Origin of the sequence: Sphingomonas sp. Leaf23 (assembly GCF_001421585.1) — a bacterium.
In the GTDB taxonomy this organism is placed as follows: Bacteria; Pseudomonadota; Alphaproteobacteria; order Sphingomonadales; family Sphingomonadaceae; genus Sphingomonas.
In genome coordinates this window covers 51633-64841 of record NZ_LMKR01000007.1, presented here as the reverse complement: position 1 = coordinate 64841, position 13209 = coordinate 51633, and the positions used below count along the sequence as shown (strand labels likewise).

Annotated in this window: 14 protein-coding genes and 3 pseudogenes; 9 read left to right on the top strand and 8 right to left on the bottom strand. The window is 68.5% G+C overall.

Features of this window, described 5'->3' with window-relative positions:
• Positions 1–55 precede the first annotated feature (55 nt).
• A pseudogene (locus ASE67_RS17910) lies at positions 56–717 on the bottom strand (IS5 family transposase).
• A 152-nt stretch (positions 718–869) separates the two neighbouring features.
• On the opposite strand from ASE67_RS17910, the pseudogene ASE67_RS17905 reads away from it, so the two are divergent.
• Positions 870–1816 (top strand): annotated as a pseudogene (locus ASE67_RS17905) (IS630 family transposase).
• A gap of 14 nt (positions 1817–1830) precedes the next feature.
• Here the strand turns inward: ASE67_RS17905 and ASE67_RS18680 are convergent.
• From ASE67_RS18680 to ASE67_RS17135, 4 genes and pseudogenes are all read right to left on the bottom strand, one after another.
• Positions 1831–1929 (bottom strand): annotated as a pseudogene (locus ASE67_RS18680) (transposase); the annotation flags it as partial.
• Between the two features lie 135 nt (positions 1930–2064).
• Entirely contained in the window at positions 2065–2964 is a 900-nt protein-coding gene (locus ASE67_RS17145; RefSeq protein WP_055764130.1) for a hypothetical protein, read from the bottom strand.
• A 115-nt stretch (positions 2965–3079) separates the two neighbouring features.
• Complete coding sequence (locus tag ASE67_RS17140; protein WP_055764128.1) at positions 3080–3772, bottom strand: hypothetical protein; 693 nt, start codon at positions 3770–3772, stop codon at positions 3080–3082.
• Positions 3773–3866: 94 nt separating this feature from the next.
• The gene (locus ASE67_RS17135) at positions 3867–5135 is read right to left on the bottom strand and encodes a S8 family serine peptidase (RefSeq protein ID WP_082457231.1); all 1269 of its coding nucleotides are present in this window, start codon (positions 5133–5135) and stop codon (positions 3867–3869) included.
• Between the two features lie 142 nt (positions 5136–5277).
• Between ASE67_RS17135 and ASE67_RS17130 the strand changes: the two genes are divergently transcribed.
• Both ASE67_RS17130 and ASE67_RS17125 read left to right on the top strand, forming a co-directional pair.
• Positions 5278–5760, top strand: coding sequence for an RNA polymerase sigma factor (locus ASE67_RS17130; RefSeq protein ID WP_055764124.1), 483 nt, complete (start codon positions 5278–5280; stop codon positions 5758–5760).
• Positions 5757–6449, top strand: coding sequence for an anti-sigma factor family protein (locus ASE67_RS17125; protein WP_055764122.1), 693 nt, complete (start codon positions 5757–5759; stop codon positions 6447–6449). The genes ASE67_RS17130 and ASE67_RS17125 overlap by 4 nt, the downstream gene beginning before the upstream one ends.
• A gap of 174 nt (positions 6450–6623) precedes the next feature.
• On the opposite strand, the gene ASE67_RS17120 is transcribed toward ASE67_RS17125, so the two are convergent.
• From ASE67_RS17120 to ASE67_RS17110, 3 genes are all read right to left on the bottom strand, one after another.
• Entirely contained in the window at positions 6624–7934 is a 1311-nt protein-coding gene (locus tag ASE67_RS17120; protein WP_055764120.1) for a type II toxin-antitoxin system HipA family toxin, read from the bottom strand.
• A complete protein-coding gene (locus ASE67_RS17115; protein ID WP_055764118.1) occupies positions 7934–8185 on the bottom strand; it encodes a helix-turn-helix domain-containing protein in 252 nt (83 codons plus the stop codon). Before ASE67_RS17115 ends, ASE67_RS17120 begins: the two co-directional genes overlap by 1 nt.
• A gap of 83 nt (positions 8186–8268) precedes the next feature.
• Complete coding sequence (locus ASE67_RS17110; RefSeq protein WP_055764116.1) at positions 8269–8514, bottom strand: hypothetical protein; 246 nt, start codon at positions 8512–8514, stop codon at positions 8269–8271.
• A gap of 214 nt (positions 8515–8728) precedes the next feature.
• Here ASE67_RS17110 and ASE67_RS17105 point away from each other — a divergent pair, with 214 nt between their 5' ends.
• The 6 genes from ASE67_RS17105 to ASE67_RS17080 all read left to right on the top strand — a co-directional run bounded on the left by ASE67_RS17105 (position 8729) and on the right by ASE67_RS17080 (position 13191).
• A complete protein-coding gene (locus tag ASE67_RS17105; protein WP_055764114.1) occupies positions 8729–8980 on the top strand; it encodes a hypothetical protein in 252 nt (83 codons plus the stop codon).
• Positions 8977–9459, top strand: coding sequence for a hypothetical protein (locus ASE67_RS17100; RefSeq protein WP_055764112.1), 483 nt, complete (start codon positions 8977–8979; stop codon positions 9457–9459). Before ASE67_RS17105 ends, ASE67_RS17100 begins: the two co-directional genes overlap by 4 nt.
• Positions 9456–9695 carry a hypothetical protein gene (locus ASE67_RS17095; protein ID WP_055764111.1) on the top strand — a complete coding sequence of 80 codons (240 nt, stop codon included), beginning with the start codon at positions 9456–9458 and terminating at the stop codon, positions 9693–9695. The genes ASE67_RS17100 and ASE67_RS17095 overlap by 4 nt, the downstream gene beginning before the upstream one ends.
• Before the next feature lie 71 nt (positions 9696–9766).
• Positions 9767–11536, top strand: a complete 1770-nt coding sequence (locus ASE67_RS17090) for a transferrin-binding protein-like solute binding protein (protein WP_055764109.1) — start codon at positions 9767–9769, stop codon at positions 11534–11536.
• Between the two features lie 2 nt (positions 11537–11538).
• Positions 11539–12849, top strand: coding sequence for a surface lipoprotein assembly modifier (locus tag ASE67_RS17085; protein WP_055764107.1), 1311 nt, complete (start codon positions 11539–11541; stop codon positions 12847–12849).
• An 81-nt stretch (positions 12850–12930) separates the two neighbouring features.
• On the top strand, positions 12931–13191 hold the full coding sequence (locus ASE67_RS17080; RefSeq protein WP_055764105.1) for a WGR domain-containing protein: 261 nt from the start codon (positions 12931–12933) through the stop codon (positions 13189–13191).
• Positions 13192–13209 lie beyond the last annotated feature (18 nt).

Genomic DNA, 13209 nt, shown 5'->3' with positions numbered 1-13209 from the left:
GAAAGAATTATCATATAGGATAATGATGCTTGGTGCTATGGTCAGGACTCGTTGATTACAGCCAGAAGATGATGGTGGCAGCGAGGGCGATGGCGGAGAAGAAGGCGGTCGGGCAGCGATCGTAGCGGGTTGCGACCCGGTATGCAGGGCTGAATGCCCTTGCCCTGGAGAGCGTCGCGGAACCAGTCGGCGTCGTAGCCGCGATCACCGAGCAGCCACTGTGCCGCAGGCATGTCATCGAGCAGCGCAGCCGCCCCGGTGTAGTCGCTGACCTAGCCTGCGGTCATGAAGAAGCTCAAGGGCCTCCCGCTCGCGTCGGCGATGGCATGGAGCTTTGTGTTCATGCCGCCTTTGGTGCGCCCGATCAGGCGGCCGAGACCCCCTTTTTAACCCGCAGGCTTGATGCCATGCCGTGCGGTGCGCCTTCAGGTAGGTCGCGTCGATCATCAAGGTCTTGGGCTCCGCATCGACCGCCGCCAGCCCCTTCATCATGCGCGTGAAGACGCCTCGCTCGCCCCAGCGCTTCCACCGGTTATACAGCGTCTTGTGAGTACCATACGCGCTTGGCGCGTCTCGCCAGCGCAGCCCGTTGCGGTTGACGAAGACGATGCCGCTGAGCACCCGCCGGTCATCGACGCGCGGCTTGCCATGGCTTTTGGGAAAGAACGGCCGCAGCCGCTCGATCTGCTCATCCGTCAGCCAAAAAAGGTCGCTCATTCGGGTCTCCTCGCAGAGCCTGAATCAGATCGCGATCCCCATATCAATGGGTCCTGACCCTAGAGGGGTTTCCGCTCCTTTTGAATCGTTGAGGATTCACACGGGCGAGGTTTTCTGATTCAGGCTCCGGGCTAGGTTAGGCGGCCAGCAGGATGCCGCTGGTGCTGTCACAGGATCTTCGGAAGCGGGTGGTCGCCGCGATTGATGGCGGGATGTCGTGTTAATTTGCGGCAGCGCGGTTCGGGGTGAGCGCAGCGAGCGCGATCCGTTGGCGGCAGTGGGTCGTCTGGCACGGCACGTTGGCAGCCAAGCCGCAGGGCGGCGACCGTCGCGCGGGCCGGATCGACGCACATGCGACTTTCATCCTAGGCGCGATCGAGGCGAAGGACGACATCACGCTGGTGGGGTTGCGGGCGTTGTTCGCCGAGCGCGGCACGCCCATCGGGATCGAGACGCTGTGGCGGCTCTTCGACCAGCATCGGATCAGGCACAAAAAATGATAGTGCATGCCACCGAACAGGACCTCCCCGACCTCCTGAAGAGCTGGGAAGAGTGGTTCGATGGCCAGCTCGATCTCGATCCCGAACGCCTGATCTTCATCGACGAAACCTGGGCGTCCATTAACATGGCACGTCGCCATGGTCGCTGCCGACGCGGCGAGCGGCTGCGCTCGGGCGTGCCCTGTGGACACTGGAAGACGACGGCCCTTGTCGCCGGCCTACGCCGCACCGGCATGGTGGCGCCGATGGTGCTCGACGGCCCGATCAACTGCGATGCATTCGTTGCCTATGTCCGCCAGGTGCTGGTGCCCGATCTTTTACCCGGCGACATCGTCATCATGGACAACCTGTCGAGCCATAAGGCGTCCACCGCACGCCACGCCATCGAAGCGGCGGGCACGAGCCTGCTCTTCCTCCCGCCCTACAGCTCTGACTTCAACCCGATCAAGCAGGCCTTCTCCAAGCTGAAGGTCCATCTGCGCAAGGCCCCCGAGCGCACCATTCACGGCATGTGGGACGCCATCGGCCGCATCCTCGATCTCTACCCCCCGCATGAGTGCGCCAACTACTTCGCCAACGCTGGCTACGATGCAGACTGATCGGAAACCGCTCTAATCCCGGTCTTGCGGCACACCTCACCAACGCTCGTGCCGTCCTCGGCCTGCTTCGGCACCAAGACGATCTGCGCCTCCGAAAACTTCGACCTCTTCATCGCTCGCCCCGCTTCCAAGACCATCCTTCATACCTGAAATTTCCCGGCTGAAAGCTGGCCCAGGAAACATGCAGCTGGTCAACGATAACGGTCTCTGATTGCCGCTTGATGAAAAACTGTGGTCACGTCGGGCCGTTACTCCGCCTGATCCTTCGCCGCGCGCTTTACCTGGCCTTCGCCCATGGCCGATACCAGCACGTCGCCCTGCACGGTGAAGTTGTCGGCCGGGAGGGTGGCGACGCGCTTGCCGACGGCCATCGTCACCCATTCCACCCGGCCGGCAGCACCCCGGCGGATCGACTGGATGCGGCCGATCGCTTCGCCCTTTGCGTCGCGGACGGTCTGGCCGGGGTTCAGTGCGGGGATCGCGCCACTGCCCATCAGCGACAGCGCGCCCTCGCCCGATCCGCTGCCCGAGGCGGAGCCGCCCCCGACCGCGCCGTTCGCCATGCCCGAGGCGCTACCGCTGGCGGCACCGGTCAGGGTGCCGGCACCGTCGCGAACCTGACCGATCGCGCCTTGCGCCCGGTCGCGGGCCGTGCCGACCGTGCTGGCCGCCCGGTCGCGGGTGGTGGCGACGCCGCGACGAACCCGGTCACGCGCCGCGCCGGCGGTGTCGCGGACGGCATCGGTGCCGATCAGCTGCGCATCGACGCTGCCACCTGCACTGCCCGATCCGCTGCCCGAACCGCCGATCGTGCCGCCCAGCGCCTGGGCGGTGCCGTCGACCGCGCCGTCGCCGCGTGCCGATCCGCCGCCGCGCACCCGGCCGCTGCGCCGGTCGACCTGCCGTTCGGTGGTCACCTCGCCGCCGCCGCGCCGCGCGGTGCGCGCGGTGGTGTCGGCGCGGTCGCGAACCGGGGCGACGGTACGGTCGATATTGCCACCGAGGTTGCCGCCGATCCCACCGCTCAGGCTCCCGCCCAGCCCGCCGGTCAGCCCACCGCCGCCACCACCACCGCCCAGCAGCTGGGCCGAGGCGGGGGTCGCGATCGCGGCGGCAAGCGCCGCACCCATCAGGAACATGGTCTTCATCGCTGTTCTCCTGCGTTCGTGCGCCGCGAGGGGCGCTTCGGGAAGGAGAACGGGTGCCGGTTTCGCTTTAATCCCGATGAGTGCGATTTTTTTCGGCGGGGAAGTGCGACGCCCCCTATCGCGCCGCCGTCACCGCCGACGCGCCGCGCACCTTCTTCGCGACATATTCCGCGAATCCCCGGGCATAGGCGTCGCGCAGGTTGGCCTTTGCCGCGTCGGCCTGATCGGGCGTTTTCGCCGGAAAGATCGCCAGCGGGTTCTTCACCTGTCCGGGGAAGCTGCGCGGCCTGGCGCCACCATCACGCCCGAAATCGCGAAAGGTCCATCTGGCGAACAGGTTGGTGCCGACCAGCGGTTTCCTGACGTAGAACAGCTCACCCCCGACCAGCTCGGCATAGCAGGGCGTGGTGGCGGCGCTCAGCCGCCTGCCCGCCTTCAGGCTGGCCTGCATCGTGCGCAGCGCCTGCTTGACCGCCGGATCGGCCTTGGCCGCCGCATCGGACGGCACCGCCGGTTCGACGACGATGGTATAGCCGGTGAGGCCCAGCATCCCCGCCGCATCGGCGGCACGCAGCGCCGCCACCTGCGCTTCGGGCGACAGGTCGTCGTGCATCCGATCGGTGATCGTCGCGACCTTGCCCTTGTTCGCCGCCTGATCGATCACCCCGCCCAGGGCCCCGCCGAACATCCCCAGGCCGCTCATCTTCATACCGCGATAGGTTTCGCTCGGCCAGATATGCAGTTCGCAGGTCTGCCCCTGTGCGGTGCCCGACGCGAGCAGCGCCAACGCGCCCATCCAGAATGTCATGTGCCTTCCCCCGTTTCCCTACCGAAACGTATAATCCTCGGGGAAGCGGGCGGAAGGGCGCTGCGGTGGAGTTGCCTCCGAAACCGATCTATCCCTACCGCACCGGCGTCCGGCACGCCCCGCACAGCACGCCGCGCCCGGTGCGGCCGCCGCGCTTCGCCTCGCGGTCGAGCGCCTTCATCGCCGCCGCCGCATCCCCGCCCCACACCGCCGACAGCCGCGCGGCGACCAGCGGCGCGGCGAACGATGTGCCGCGCACGCCCAGCGCCTGTCCCGCCGCGTTCAGCGCCAGCATGTCCGCCCCCGGTGCGGCATAGTCGAGGTGGCTGGCCCGCCCCGCCTCCAGCAGCACCCGCCCGCGCCCGTCGACGCCGGTGACGGCGATCGCCTGGGGATAGCTGGCGGGATAGGCCGGCGGGGCGGCGGGGCCGTTATTGCCGACCGCCGCGACGACGACGGTCCCCCGCGCCCGCGCCGCCGCGACGAACCGGCCGAGCAGCGCATTGTCGGGGCCGGCAAGGCTCATCACCACCACCGGCACCTTGGTCTGCACCATCCACGCCAGCGCGCGGGCAAGCGCACTGGCGCTGCCGCCCGCCGGGTCGCTGCCATAGACGTCGGCGACGTGCAGCGCCGCGCCGGGCGCGCTGGCCCTGATCCCGCCGCCGCCGGTCAGCAGCGAGGCGACCGCCATGCCATGGTCGCTGGCGCGCGGGGCGCCGCTGGCAAAGCCCTGTTGCGCGGCAAGGCCGGCGGTGCCGGCCGAAACCCCGCCGTCGATGATGCCGATACGCTTGCCGCCGGTGCCGGGGGCCGGGCCATCCCCGCCCCGTACCCCGGCCTCCGCCGGGATGCGGGCGGGCACGACCTCCCCGCTCGCGCTGTACAGCGGGTCCAGCGTCACCCGGTCGGTGCCGGCGATCTTGCCCAGCACCCGCGCCGCCGCGACCGCCGACAACCCGGCCGGCGCACGCAGCCGGGCAAAACCGATGCCGAGATCGTCATAGCGTTCGTTCACGATTACCGAAAACCCCGCGCGCTGCGCCAGCGCCAGCAGCGCCGGATCGGGATCGGCCAGCGTCACCTCGCCCGCGCGGACGGGATTATCGTCGCGGTCCAGCTCGATCCGGTCGGGAAAGCGCCGCGCCAGGTCGCGGGCGCGCGCGACCGACTGCCGCACCAGCTGGCGCGTATCGGCCACCGCATCGTCGATCGGGAGCGCGCCGCGAAGGTCGCCCACCGCCTCCCCTACCCGACCGGGCAGCTGGGGGAGCTGCGGCACCTGTGGCAGCAACTGCGCCGACGCCGCCGTCGGCAGGGCCAGCGCCAATGCCACGCATCGCAGGAATTTCGATCCTGTCATCACACTCCGCCTTCCCTGCCCGCGCCTTGCGTCCCCGCCGACATCACCCGGCGAATCCAATCGCAGCTAGGTTTTTCGTGCGCCATGCCGGATGAAACGGGCGACGCCATCCGTTTCATCCCCGAAGCCCGAAAGGACACCGTTGCGCTTCGAAAACGAATTGCTGACGCATCTGCCCCGGCTGCGGCGTGTCGCCCATGCGCTCGCCCGCAACCCCGCCGATGCCGACGACCTGTTGCAGGCGGCGGTCGAACGCGCGCTCACCCGCCGCGACCAGTGGCAGGCCGGCACCAAGCTGGATGCATGGGCGATCCGCATCCTGCGCAATTTGTGGATCGACACGGTTCGGGCACAGGCACGGCGGCGCGAGACCTTCGTGCCACCGGAGGCAGGCGACGCCGTGGGACGGCAGGGCGAACAGGAAATGACCGTGGAAATGCACAATATCGGCCGGGCGATGGGCAAATTGCCGCCCGAACAGCGCGAGGTGATCGCGCTGGTGATGGTGGAGGGCTTTGCGTATCGCGAGGCGGCGGAGATCCTCGATATTCCGATCGGCACGCTCACCTCGCGCCTGGTGCGCGGGCGGGAAGCGTTGCTGGGGCATCTGGGGGAAGCGGCATGACGATCGATCCCGAAACGCTGGCCGCCTATGCCGATGGCGAGCTGGACCCGATCGCTGCGAAGCGCGTCGAACGGGCGATGGCCGACGATCCATCGCTCGCCGCCGAGGTCGAGCGCCACCGCGCGCTGACCGCCCGGCTGCGCGGCGGCTTCGCCGGCCTCGACACACAGCCGATGCCCGCCGGGGTCGAGGCGCTGTTCGCGCGCGCCGACAATGTGGTGCCCTTCCCGACCCGCAAACCCGCGCCGAAGCCACAGCGCTGGTGGGGCGCGGTCGCCGCCAGCCTCGTCGCCGGGCTGCTGCTCGGGCAACTGGTGCCGCGGTCGGGCAGCGATCTGGGGTTCGAAGGCGGCACGGCGGTCGCGCAAGGCAGCCTTGCCCGCGCGCTCGACACGCAGCTCGCCTCGACGCAGGGGGCGCAGGCGCCGGTCAGGATCGGCATCACCTTCCACGACCGCGCCGGCGCGCTGTGCCGCACGTTCGAAACCGGCACCACCGGCGGCATCGCCTGTGCCGGCGACAGCGGCCCATGGCGGGTGCAGGCGCTGCAGGGCGGTGCGGTGGCCACCACCACCACCTATGCCCAGGCCGGATCGCCGATGGCGGCGGTGCTGGAACAGGCGCAGGCGATGGCCGCCGGCGACCCGCTGGATGCGGCGGGCGAGGCGGCGGCGCTGAAAGGGCGCTGACGTCCGTCATTCCGGCACAGGCTGGGATCTCCCCGTTGGGACAGGTTACGCCCGCCACAGGGAGACCCCCGCCTGCGCCGGGGTGACGAAGGGGGGATGCTACTGCCCCCCCACCCCGTTCGGTTCGAGCAGCTTCGAGCCTGTCGAGAAGCGTCGGTCGAGAACCCTCGCCGCTTACACCCCCGGCCGCAACTGGCACAGCCGCTCCCTTGCCCCTGCCAGCACCGCCGCATGGATCGCTTCCGGGAAGCCCGCCGGCAGCCCGGCCTCCACCGTCGCAAAGGCCGCATCGAACCCGGCACAAAGCTCGTCCATCGCCGCTTCGACCGCCGCCGCCGACAATCCAGCGGCGCGGCCGGTCTCGACAAAATGCCGCCCGTGCAGGTCGCCGATGCGATATTTGCGCGACACCCCTACCGCCATTGCCAACTTATACTGTCTGCGCTCGATTTGGCCGGCGGCAAGGCTCGGCTGCGCGGTCAGCACGTCGTAGAGCGGGGTCAGGCGGAACCGCCCGCCGGGCGACAGGAAGATGCTGAAATTCTTGGCATGACCATCGGTCGCACCGATCAGCCAGAACAGCATCTGCGCCTTCAGGAACGTCCGTCGGTCGCCCCCCGGATCGTCGCTGCCCGCCAGCAGCCTGGCGACGTCGACGATCCCCGGCCCACCCTCGCTTTCATATTTGGCGGTCGGCGGGACCGACAGCGCCTGGCACATATCCTCCTGCGGCAGGCGCAGCAGCCGCCCATCCTGGGTCCAGCGCCGATCGAAGCGCTCGACCGCCAGTACGGCGGCATCGCCGAAGCGCACGATCTCCGCCGCATTCACCGGCAGGCCGAACGCCGCCAGCAGCTTCAGGCAGTAATATTCATTCTCGACACTGTCCGTCAGGTCGATGCCGTTCGGCAACGCGCCTATCCGGGGTTTCAGGATATGCGTCGTCGGCGTCGTGCCGATCGGCTTCATCCAGCGCCCCTCATGGTACAACAGCGCGGTCTTTTCCTGCGTCCCCGCCACCGAGATGCGGAACGCGGCATCGCGGTCGAGGCCCAGCGGCGCGCGCGCCAGGTCGGCGATGATCGCGGCGACCTCCGCATCGTCGACCGGCACGCCGGTCACACCCATCGCATCAGGCGGCTCGATATCGTCGGGCACGAACTGCAACGCGCCGACGCAATCGCGGCCAATTTCGCTCAGCAGGCTGAACGCATCGGTTCCCTTGGCCCCCACCCGTTCGGCGACGCGGGTGCGGATCGGGCGGGAATCGGGCAGCAGGTTCTCGAACACCGCCAGCACCCGATCGCCATGATAGCCGCCGGGACGCAGCGGCAGCGACAGCGACACCGGGATCGCATTGGGCAGCGCCAGCCAGTCCTCGGCGTAGGCGAATTCGATCGCCCCACTCGCCTGCCGCGTCAGCCGCCCGACCTGGCGATTGTTGAGAAACACGTTGAGCGGCGCCCGCGCCGGCCGGCGCGGCATCAGAACAGGTCCTCGATATCCTCTGGCCCGCTGCGGGTCCGGGGGGCCACCATCAGTTCGAGGTCGAGTGCCGCCAGCACCGCGCACAGCGTGTCGATCCGGGTGGCACCATAGCCGTTCTCGATCTGCGAGATCGTCGCCTGCCGCAACCCGGCCTGCTGCGCCAGCTGCGTCTGGCTCCACCCGCGCGACAGCCGGGCGCGGCGCAGCGCTTCGCCGAATTGACCGGGGGTGCGCGCAAGCTGGGACATGGGGATACTATACGCCATCCCGCATATTCCGACAATATACCTGTTGGCGTATATCTTCGAAATATACGCTAGATTCGATAGGATTATCGCCCCCAGCGCGCACTCACCGCCACCTCGTCGAACAGATGCCGCCCCAAGATCACTAGCGCCGCGCCGCTGCTCGCCCCGACATAGGTGACCGCACCCAGCCCGTACGCCAGCAACCCCGCCGATTGCGGCGGCACGTGGAGCGCGTAGAGCCAGTGCAGCGCCGCCCCCGCCACCATCAGCAACACCAGCCCCATCAGGCGCAAGGCCAGGTCGCCCCGGCGGGTCAGCCACTGCTCCATGCCACGTCTCCCTTGCAAACGTGGCACACCAGCTATCGGGCGCGGCATAGCAAGACGAGAGCGATTTCCGCCTTTCGCATAGCGCCGGCATAATCGCGCCCGGTCACTATGCGCGCGCTATGCAATTCCCTGGAATCGCTCTCGAAACCCAATGCGGCGGGGCATAGCTGACGGTGGCGGGTGCAGGACGCCCGACCTTTGGAAGACCGATTGCATGTCACGCGAACCCAATCCGGAGCCCGACGAACCGGCGACCATCTATGTCGGGCAGGACGCCGCCGGCCACTGGCTGGTGCAGGACAGCGGCCACCGTCTCGAAGGACGGTTCGTGTCGCGCGATGCCGCGATCGGCTATGCCCGCGGCGAATGCCGGATGCACCATGCCTGCCTGTGCATGGCGACCGCGCCGCTGGTGCCGTTCGTGTCCTTTGCGCCGCTGACCGATGGCGAACGGGTGGCGGCATGAGGACCGCCGCCCGCATCGCTCCCGCCGCGCACCGCATCGCGCCGCGCCCGGCACCCATTCGCCGCGCCGTGCGCGCCGACCCGCGCTGGCCGCACATCGTCGCTGCGTTGCAGGCATTGCGCGACGCCCATCGCCATGCGGTGCGGATCGTCGATGCCGATTGCGCCTGCGGCACGCTGCTGATCGAGGTCGCGCGCCATGCCCGCGCGATGGGCTTCACCGCGATCGAGGGGCGCGGCATCGACGGGTCGCCGGCGATGATCGGCCGCGCCCGCGCCGCCGCGGCGCGGATGCACGACCCGGCGATCGGCCTCGCCTTCGACATGACCGACATGCGCGGCGCGCTGTTGCAGGAGGCGGAGGCCCCCGCCGACCTGCTGCTGTGGCATGGCGGGCGCGATGCCGATGCGACCGGCATGGCGGCGGCGCTGGCCGCAGCCGCTACGCGGGTCATCGCCGATGGGGACAGCGCGCCATGACCCGCCGCGACCTGCGGTGGAAGGCGGCCGGGCTGGCGCTGCTCGCGCTGTCATGCGCGATGGCGCCCGCGCTCGACGGATCGCTGCTGGCGCTCGCCTTCCTGCCGCTGGCGCTGCTCGCGCTGCCGCTGCTGCTGCACGGCAAGCGCGTTGGGCAGATGGTGCGCGCCGGATGGCGCGGCCATGGCCGCACCGTGGAGGTCGTCCATGCCGCCCGGCTGCGGCGGCACCGTTAAGGGAGCGATAAGGGCTGTCCCTTTCCCCCGCCGCCCGCTAGGCCATGAAAAAATGCTGGGGGGCGAATAACATGCGGTTCCGTATCTGGATTTCCACGCTCACGCTGCCGCTGGCGGCATGCAGCGGTGGCGGTGGTGCCGGCGGGATCGTGTCCACCCCGGCTCCCGCCCCGGCATCCACCAACACGACGATCACCGACCTGCAGGCCAGCCAGAGCTTCGCGAACGACGCGACGCAGAGCGACGTGTCGTTCAATACCGTCTCGAACACGACCATCTCCGGCCGCGCCGCCAGCACGCCGCTGACCGTCCGCTACGACGCGGCGAGCGGCAGCTACACCATTTCGGGCGGCAGCTTTTCCGAAACCTTCGGCGCGGCTGACAAGCAGGCGACCTCGGCGCCCGGCGAAACCCGCTATGTCCGGACGAACGGCAATGAATCCAGCAGGCTGACGCTGGTGACGACGCCCTATAACGGCAGCATCAGCAACCGCTATGTCGGCATGGGCTATCTGCAGCGCAACGTGCGCTCCGATGGGCGGCAGGATACGCGCTACACCGCCTTCACCTATGGTCTCGATACGCCGGCCAGCGGAATGCCGCGCACCGGCACGGGCAGCTTCGCGACCGATGTCCTCGGCCTGTCGTCGGTGCCAGGCGAGGAACCCGAAAGCTTTCAGGGCCGGGGACGGTTCGACGTCGATTTCATCAACGGCATCTTCTCGACCTCGACCTCGGTCGTGCGAACCGGGCTGGTATCGGGCAAGGGCGCCGTCGGCGGCGGGATCGACCTGGTCGGCGGCGGGCGGCTTGCCGCGACCGACGGCACCTTTGGCGGCGACATCGTCTACAGTTCGGGTTCGCGCCAGATCGGGGGCAAGCTCGCCGGGCGCTTCTATGGTCCCAACGCCAGCGAACTGGGGGCCAGCTTCTCCGGCTCGGCCAGCGACGGCAGCGCGTTCAACGGCGCGATGACCGGGCAGAGCGACACCAGCCTCAATGCGGTCAACCTGTCGTTGGCGCGACTGGTCACGCCGCAGCTCTTCTATGCCGATACCACCACGCTGACGGTTCGCGCGCCGCGCAACGGCACCGCTCCCTATGTGTCGGATTATCCGGGCAGCATCGGCTATGGCGTGTCGCGGTCGCAGTTCACCGACAAGACCAGCGGCAATGTCAGCTATGGCCCGCCCACTTCGGGGATAGCCGGCGGCGACTATACCGTCACCTCGATCGTCGACGGGAACGCCAATTTTACCACCTATGCCCGCACGATCGCCGATCAGCCGACCCGGCTCGAACTGTACAAGACGGGATCGGACAATCGCGAACTGGCGCTGACCTATGCCAGCTTCGGCAAGCAGACGTCGTTCCGCAATGACGATCCGTTCGCGACCGACACCAACCGCTCGTTCTTCATCTATGGCTTCGCCACGCCCAGCGGCCTGTTCGCCAACCGCACCGGCACCGCCAGCTATGCCGGCGTCGCTTATGGTGCAGCGGCCGATCAGCAGGGCACCTTCTACGACGTGACCGGGACGTCGCGCCTGAATGTCGATTTCGGTAGTCAATCGATGTCGGGCGCACTGGCGCTGACCGGACGCAACGGGTCGACCCCAATCGAATTCGGCAGCTTCGATTTCGGTGGAAAGATCTTCAGCTACAGTTCGTCGGGTGTCGCCGACATCCGGCGCGGGTCGGGACAGTCGATCGGCGCGATGCTCGTCAATTTCTATGGCCCTGCCGCCGATGAAGCCGCCGGCATCTTTCGCCTGCGCATTCCCGATGGGGTCGGGGCCAACATGATCGTCAACGGGGCGATGGTCGCAAAGAAGCAGTGACGATGCGACAGCGTTGGGTTGCGGGCCTGCTGGCGGTCGCCACGGCCTGCGCGCCGGGGATCGCTCCCGCACAGGAGCGGCGCGTCGATGCCGTCGACCTGTTCGCACTGGCCGGACAGGCGGCGGACGGCGGCCGCACCGAAGAGGCGCTGCAGCTCTACGACGCGCTGTCACAGGACCCCGATGTTGAAGTGCGCAGCGAGGCGCGGTTCCGCAAGGGACAGCTGCTGGCGGGCCTGCACCGCTATCGCGAAGCGGCGCAGGTCTATCGCAGGCTGCTGGACGACAAGCCGCAGGCGGGGCGGGTACGGATCGAACTGGCGGCGATGCTGGCGCAGATCGGCGACGAACCGGGCGCCCGGCGGCAGTTGCGCCTGGCGCAAGCCGGTGGCCTGCCCGCCGAAGTCGCCGAACAGGTGTCGCAATTCTCCCGCGCGCTGCGCAGCCCGAAACGCATCGGCGGTTCGCTCGAAGCGACGCTGGCCCCCGATACCAACATCAACCGCGGCACGCAGTCGCGCACGCTCGACACGGTGATCGCACCGCTGTTGCTGAGCGGGGATGCGCGCGAAACGTCGGGGATCGGCCTCCGGCTGCGCGGATCGGGCTTTGCCAAGCAGCCGCTGACCGATCGGCTGTCGCTGACCGCACGGACCAGCGGATCGGCCGACCTGTATCGCGGCGGACGCACGAACGACGTGCTGGCATCGGCATTGCTGGGGGGCGAATGGCGGGGCAGCGGGGACCAGTTGTCGGCCGCCTATGGCGTAACCCGACGATGGTATGGCGGCGAAGCCTTTGCCGACAGCCGATCGATCACCGGCGAATGGCTGCACCAGGTCGACCGGGTGACGCAATTGTCGACCAATGTCAGTCGGGGGACGATCCGCTATCGCCGCAACCCGTTGCAGGACGGGACGCTGTACGATGGCAATGTCAGCGTCGAACACGCGCTGTCCGCCCGCACAGGCTTCGCGATCGGCATCGGCGTCACGCGACAGGATGCGACCGACCCCAGCTATGCCTCCACCGCCTTTGGCCCGCTGGTCTATGGCTGGCGTGAAATGGGGCGCATGACGCTGTTCGCATCGGCCACGGTGCGGCGGCTGATCGGGGACGAACGCAATTTCCTGTTTCTCGACAAGCGGCGGGAACGGTTCCTGTCCGCGCGCGGCGGGGTGATCCTGCGCCAATGGGCGGTACGCGGCTTTGCGCCGACCCTGCGCGCCGGATATGAACGCAACCAGTCGACGGTCGCGATCTTCGACTATCGTCGCGCCTATGGCGAATTCGGGCTGACGCGCAGCTTTTGATTCACCCGATCGATCGAACCGTGTCGCATTGATTCAAACAATCCATGCGACACGCCCGTGCGCCCGCGCGATAACGGGTCCATGGAGCTGCCCTTCGTGCCCATCGAGCTGACCGCCCGCAATCCCGCACGGGGGATCGCACGGCGTTGGCGCGTGGTCGTCTATCGCGACCTGTTCGGGATGCTGCTCGTCGAGACGCAATGGGGCCGGATCGGGCGCGCGGGGCAACGACTGGTGCGCGCGTTTGCCGACGATAGCGCCGCACTGACCCATGTCCGTCGTCTGCTCGCCCGGCGGGCCGGCGCGCACCGTCGGATCGGGGTCGGCTACAAGCCAAACTAGGGCGCGCTAAATTCCTAC

Coding starts and splice junctions, on each gene's coding strand:
- ASE67_RS17145 (WP_055764130.1), bottom strand. CDS start 2,964: ATGAAGACCATGTTCCTGATGGGTGCGGCGCTTGCCGCCGCGATCGCG.
- ASE67_RS17140 (WP_055764128.1), bottom strand. CDS start 3,772: ATGACATTCTGGATGGGCGCGTTGGCGCTGCTCGCGTCGGGCACCGCA.
- ASE67_RS17135 (WP_082457231.1), bottom strand. CDS start 5,135: ATGACAGGATCGAAATTCCTGCGATGCGTGGCATTGGCGCTGGCCCTG.
- ASE67_RS17125 (WP_055764122.1), top strand. CDS start 5,757: ATGACGATCGATCCCGAAACGCTGGCCGCCTATGCCGATGGCGAGCTG.
- ASE67_RS17120 (WP_055764120.1), bottom strand. CDS start 7,934: ATGCCGCGCCGGCCGGCGCGGGCGCCGCTCAACGTGTTTCTCAACAAT.
- ASE67_RS17115 (WP_055764118.1), bottom strand. CDS start 8,185: ATGTCCCAGCTTGCGCGCACCCCCGGTCAATTCGGCGAAGCGCTGCGC.
- ASE67_RS17110 (WP_055764116.1), bottom strand. CDS start 8,514: ATGGAGCAGTGGCTGACCCGCCGGGGCGACCTGGCCTTGCGCCTGATG.
- ASE67_RS17105 (WP_055764114.1), top strand. CDS start 8,729: ATGTCACGCGAACCCAATCCGGAGCCCGACGAACCGGCGACCATCTAT.
- ASE67_RS17100 (WP_055764112.1), top strand. CDS start 8,977: ATGAGGACCGCCGCCCGCATCGCTCCCGCCGCGCACCGCATCGCGCCG.
- ASE67_RS17095 (WP_055764111.1), top strand. CDS start 9,456: ATGACCCGCCGCGACCTGCGGTGGAAGGCGGCCGGGCTGGCGCTGCTC.
- ASE67_RS17090 (WP_055764109.1), top strand. CDS start 9,767: ATGCGGTTCCGTATCTGGATTTCCACGCTCACGCTGCCGCTGGCGGCA.
- ASE67_RS17085 (WP_055764107.1), top strand. CDS start 11,539: ATGCGACAGCGTTGGGTTGCGGGCCTGCTGGCGGTCGCCACGGCCTGC.
- ASE67_RS17080 (WP_055764105.1), top strand. CDS start 12,931: ATGGAGCTGCCCTTCGTGCCCATCGAGCTGACCGCCCGCAATCCCGCA.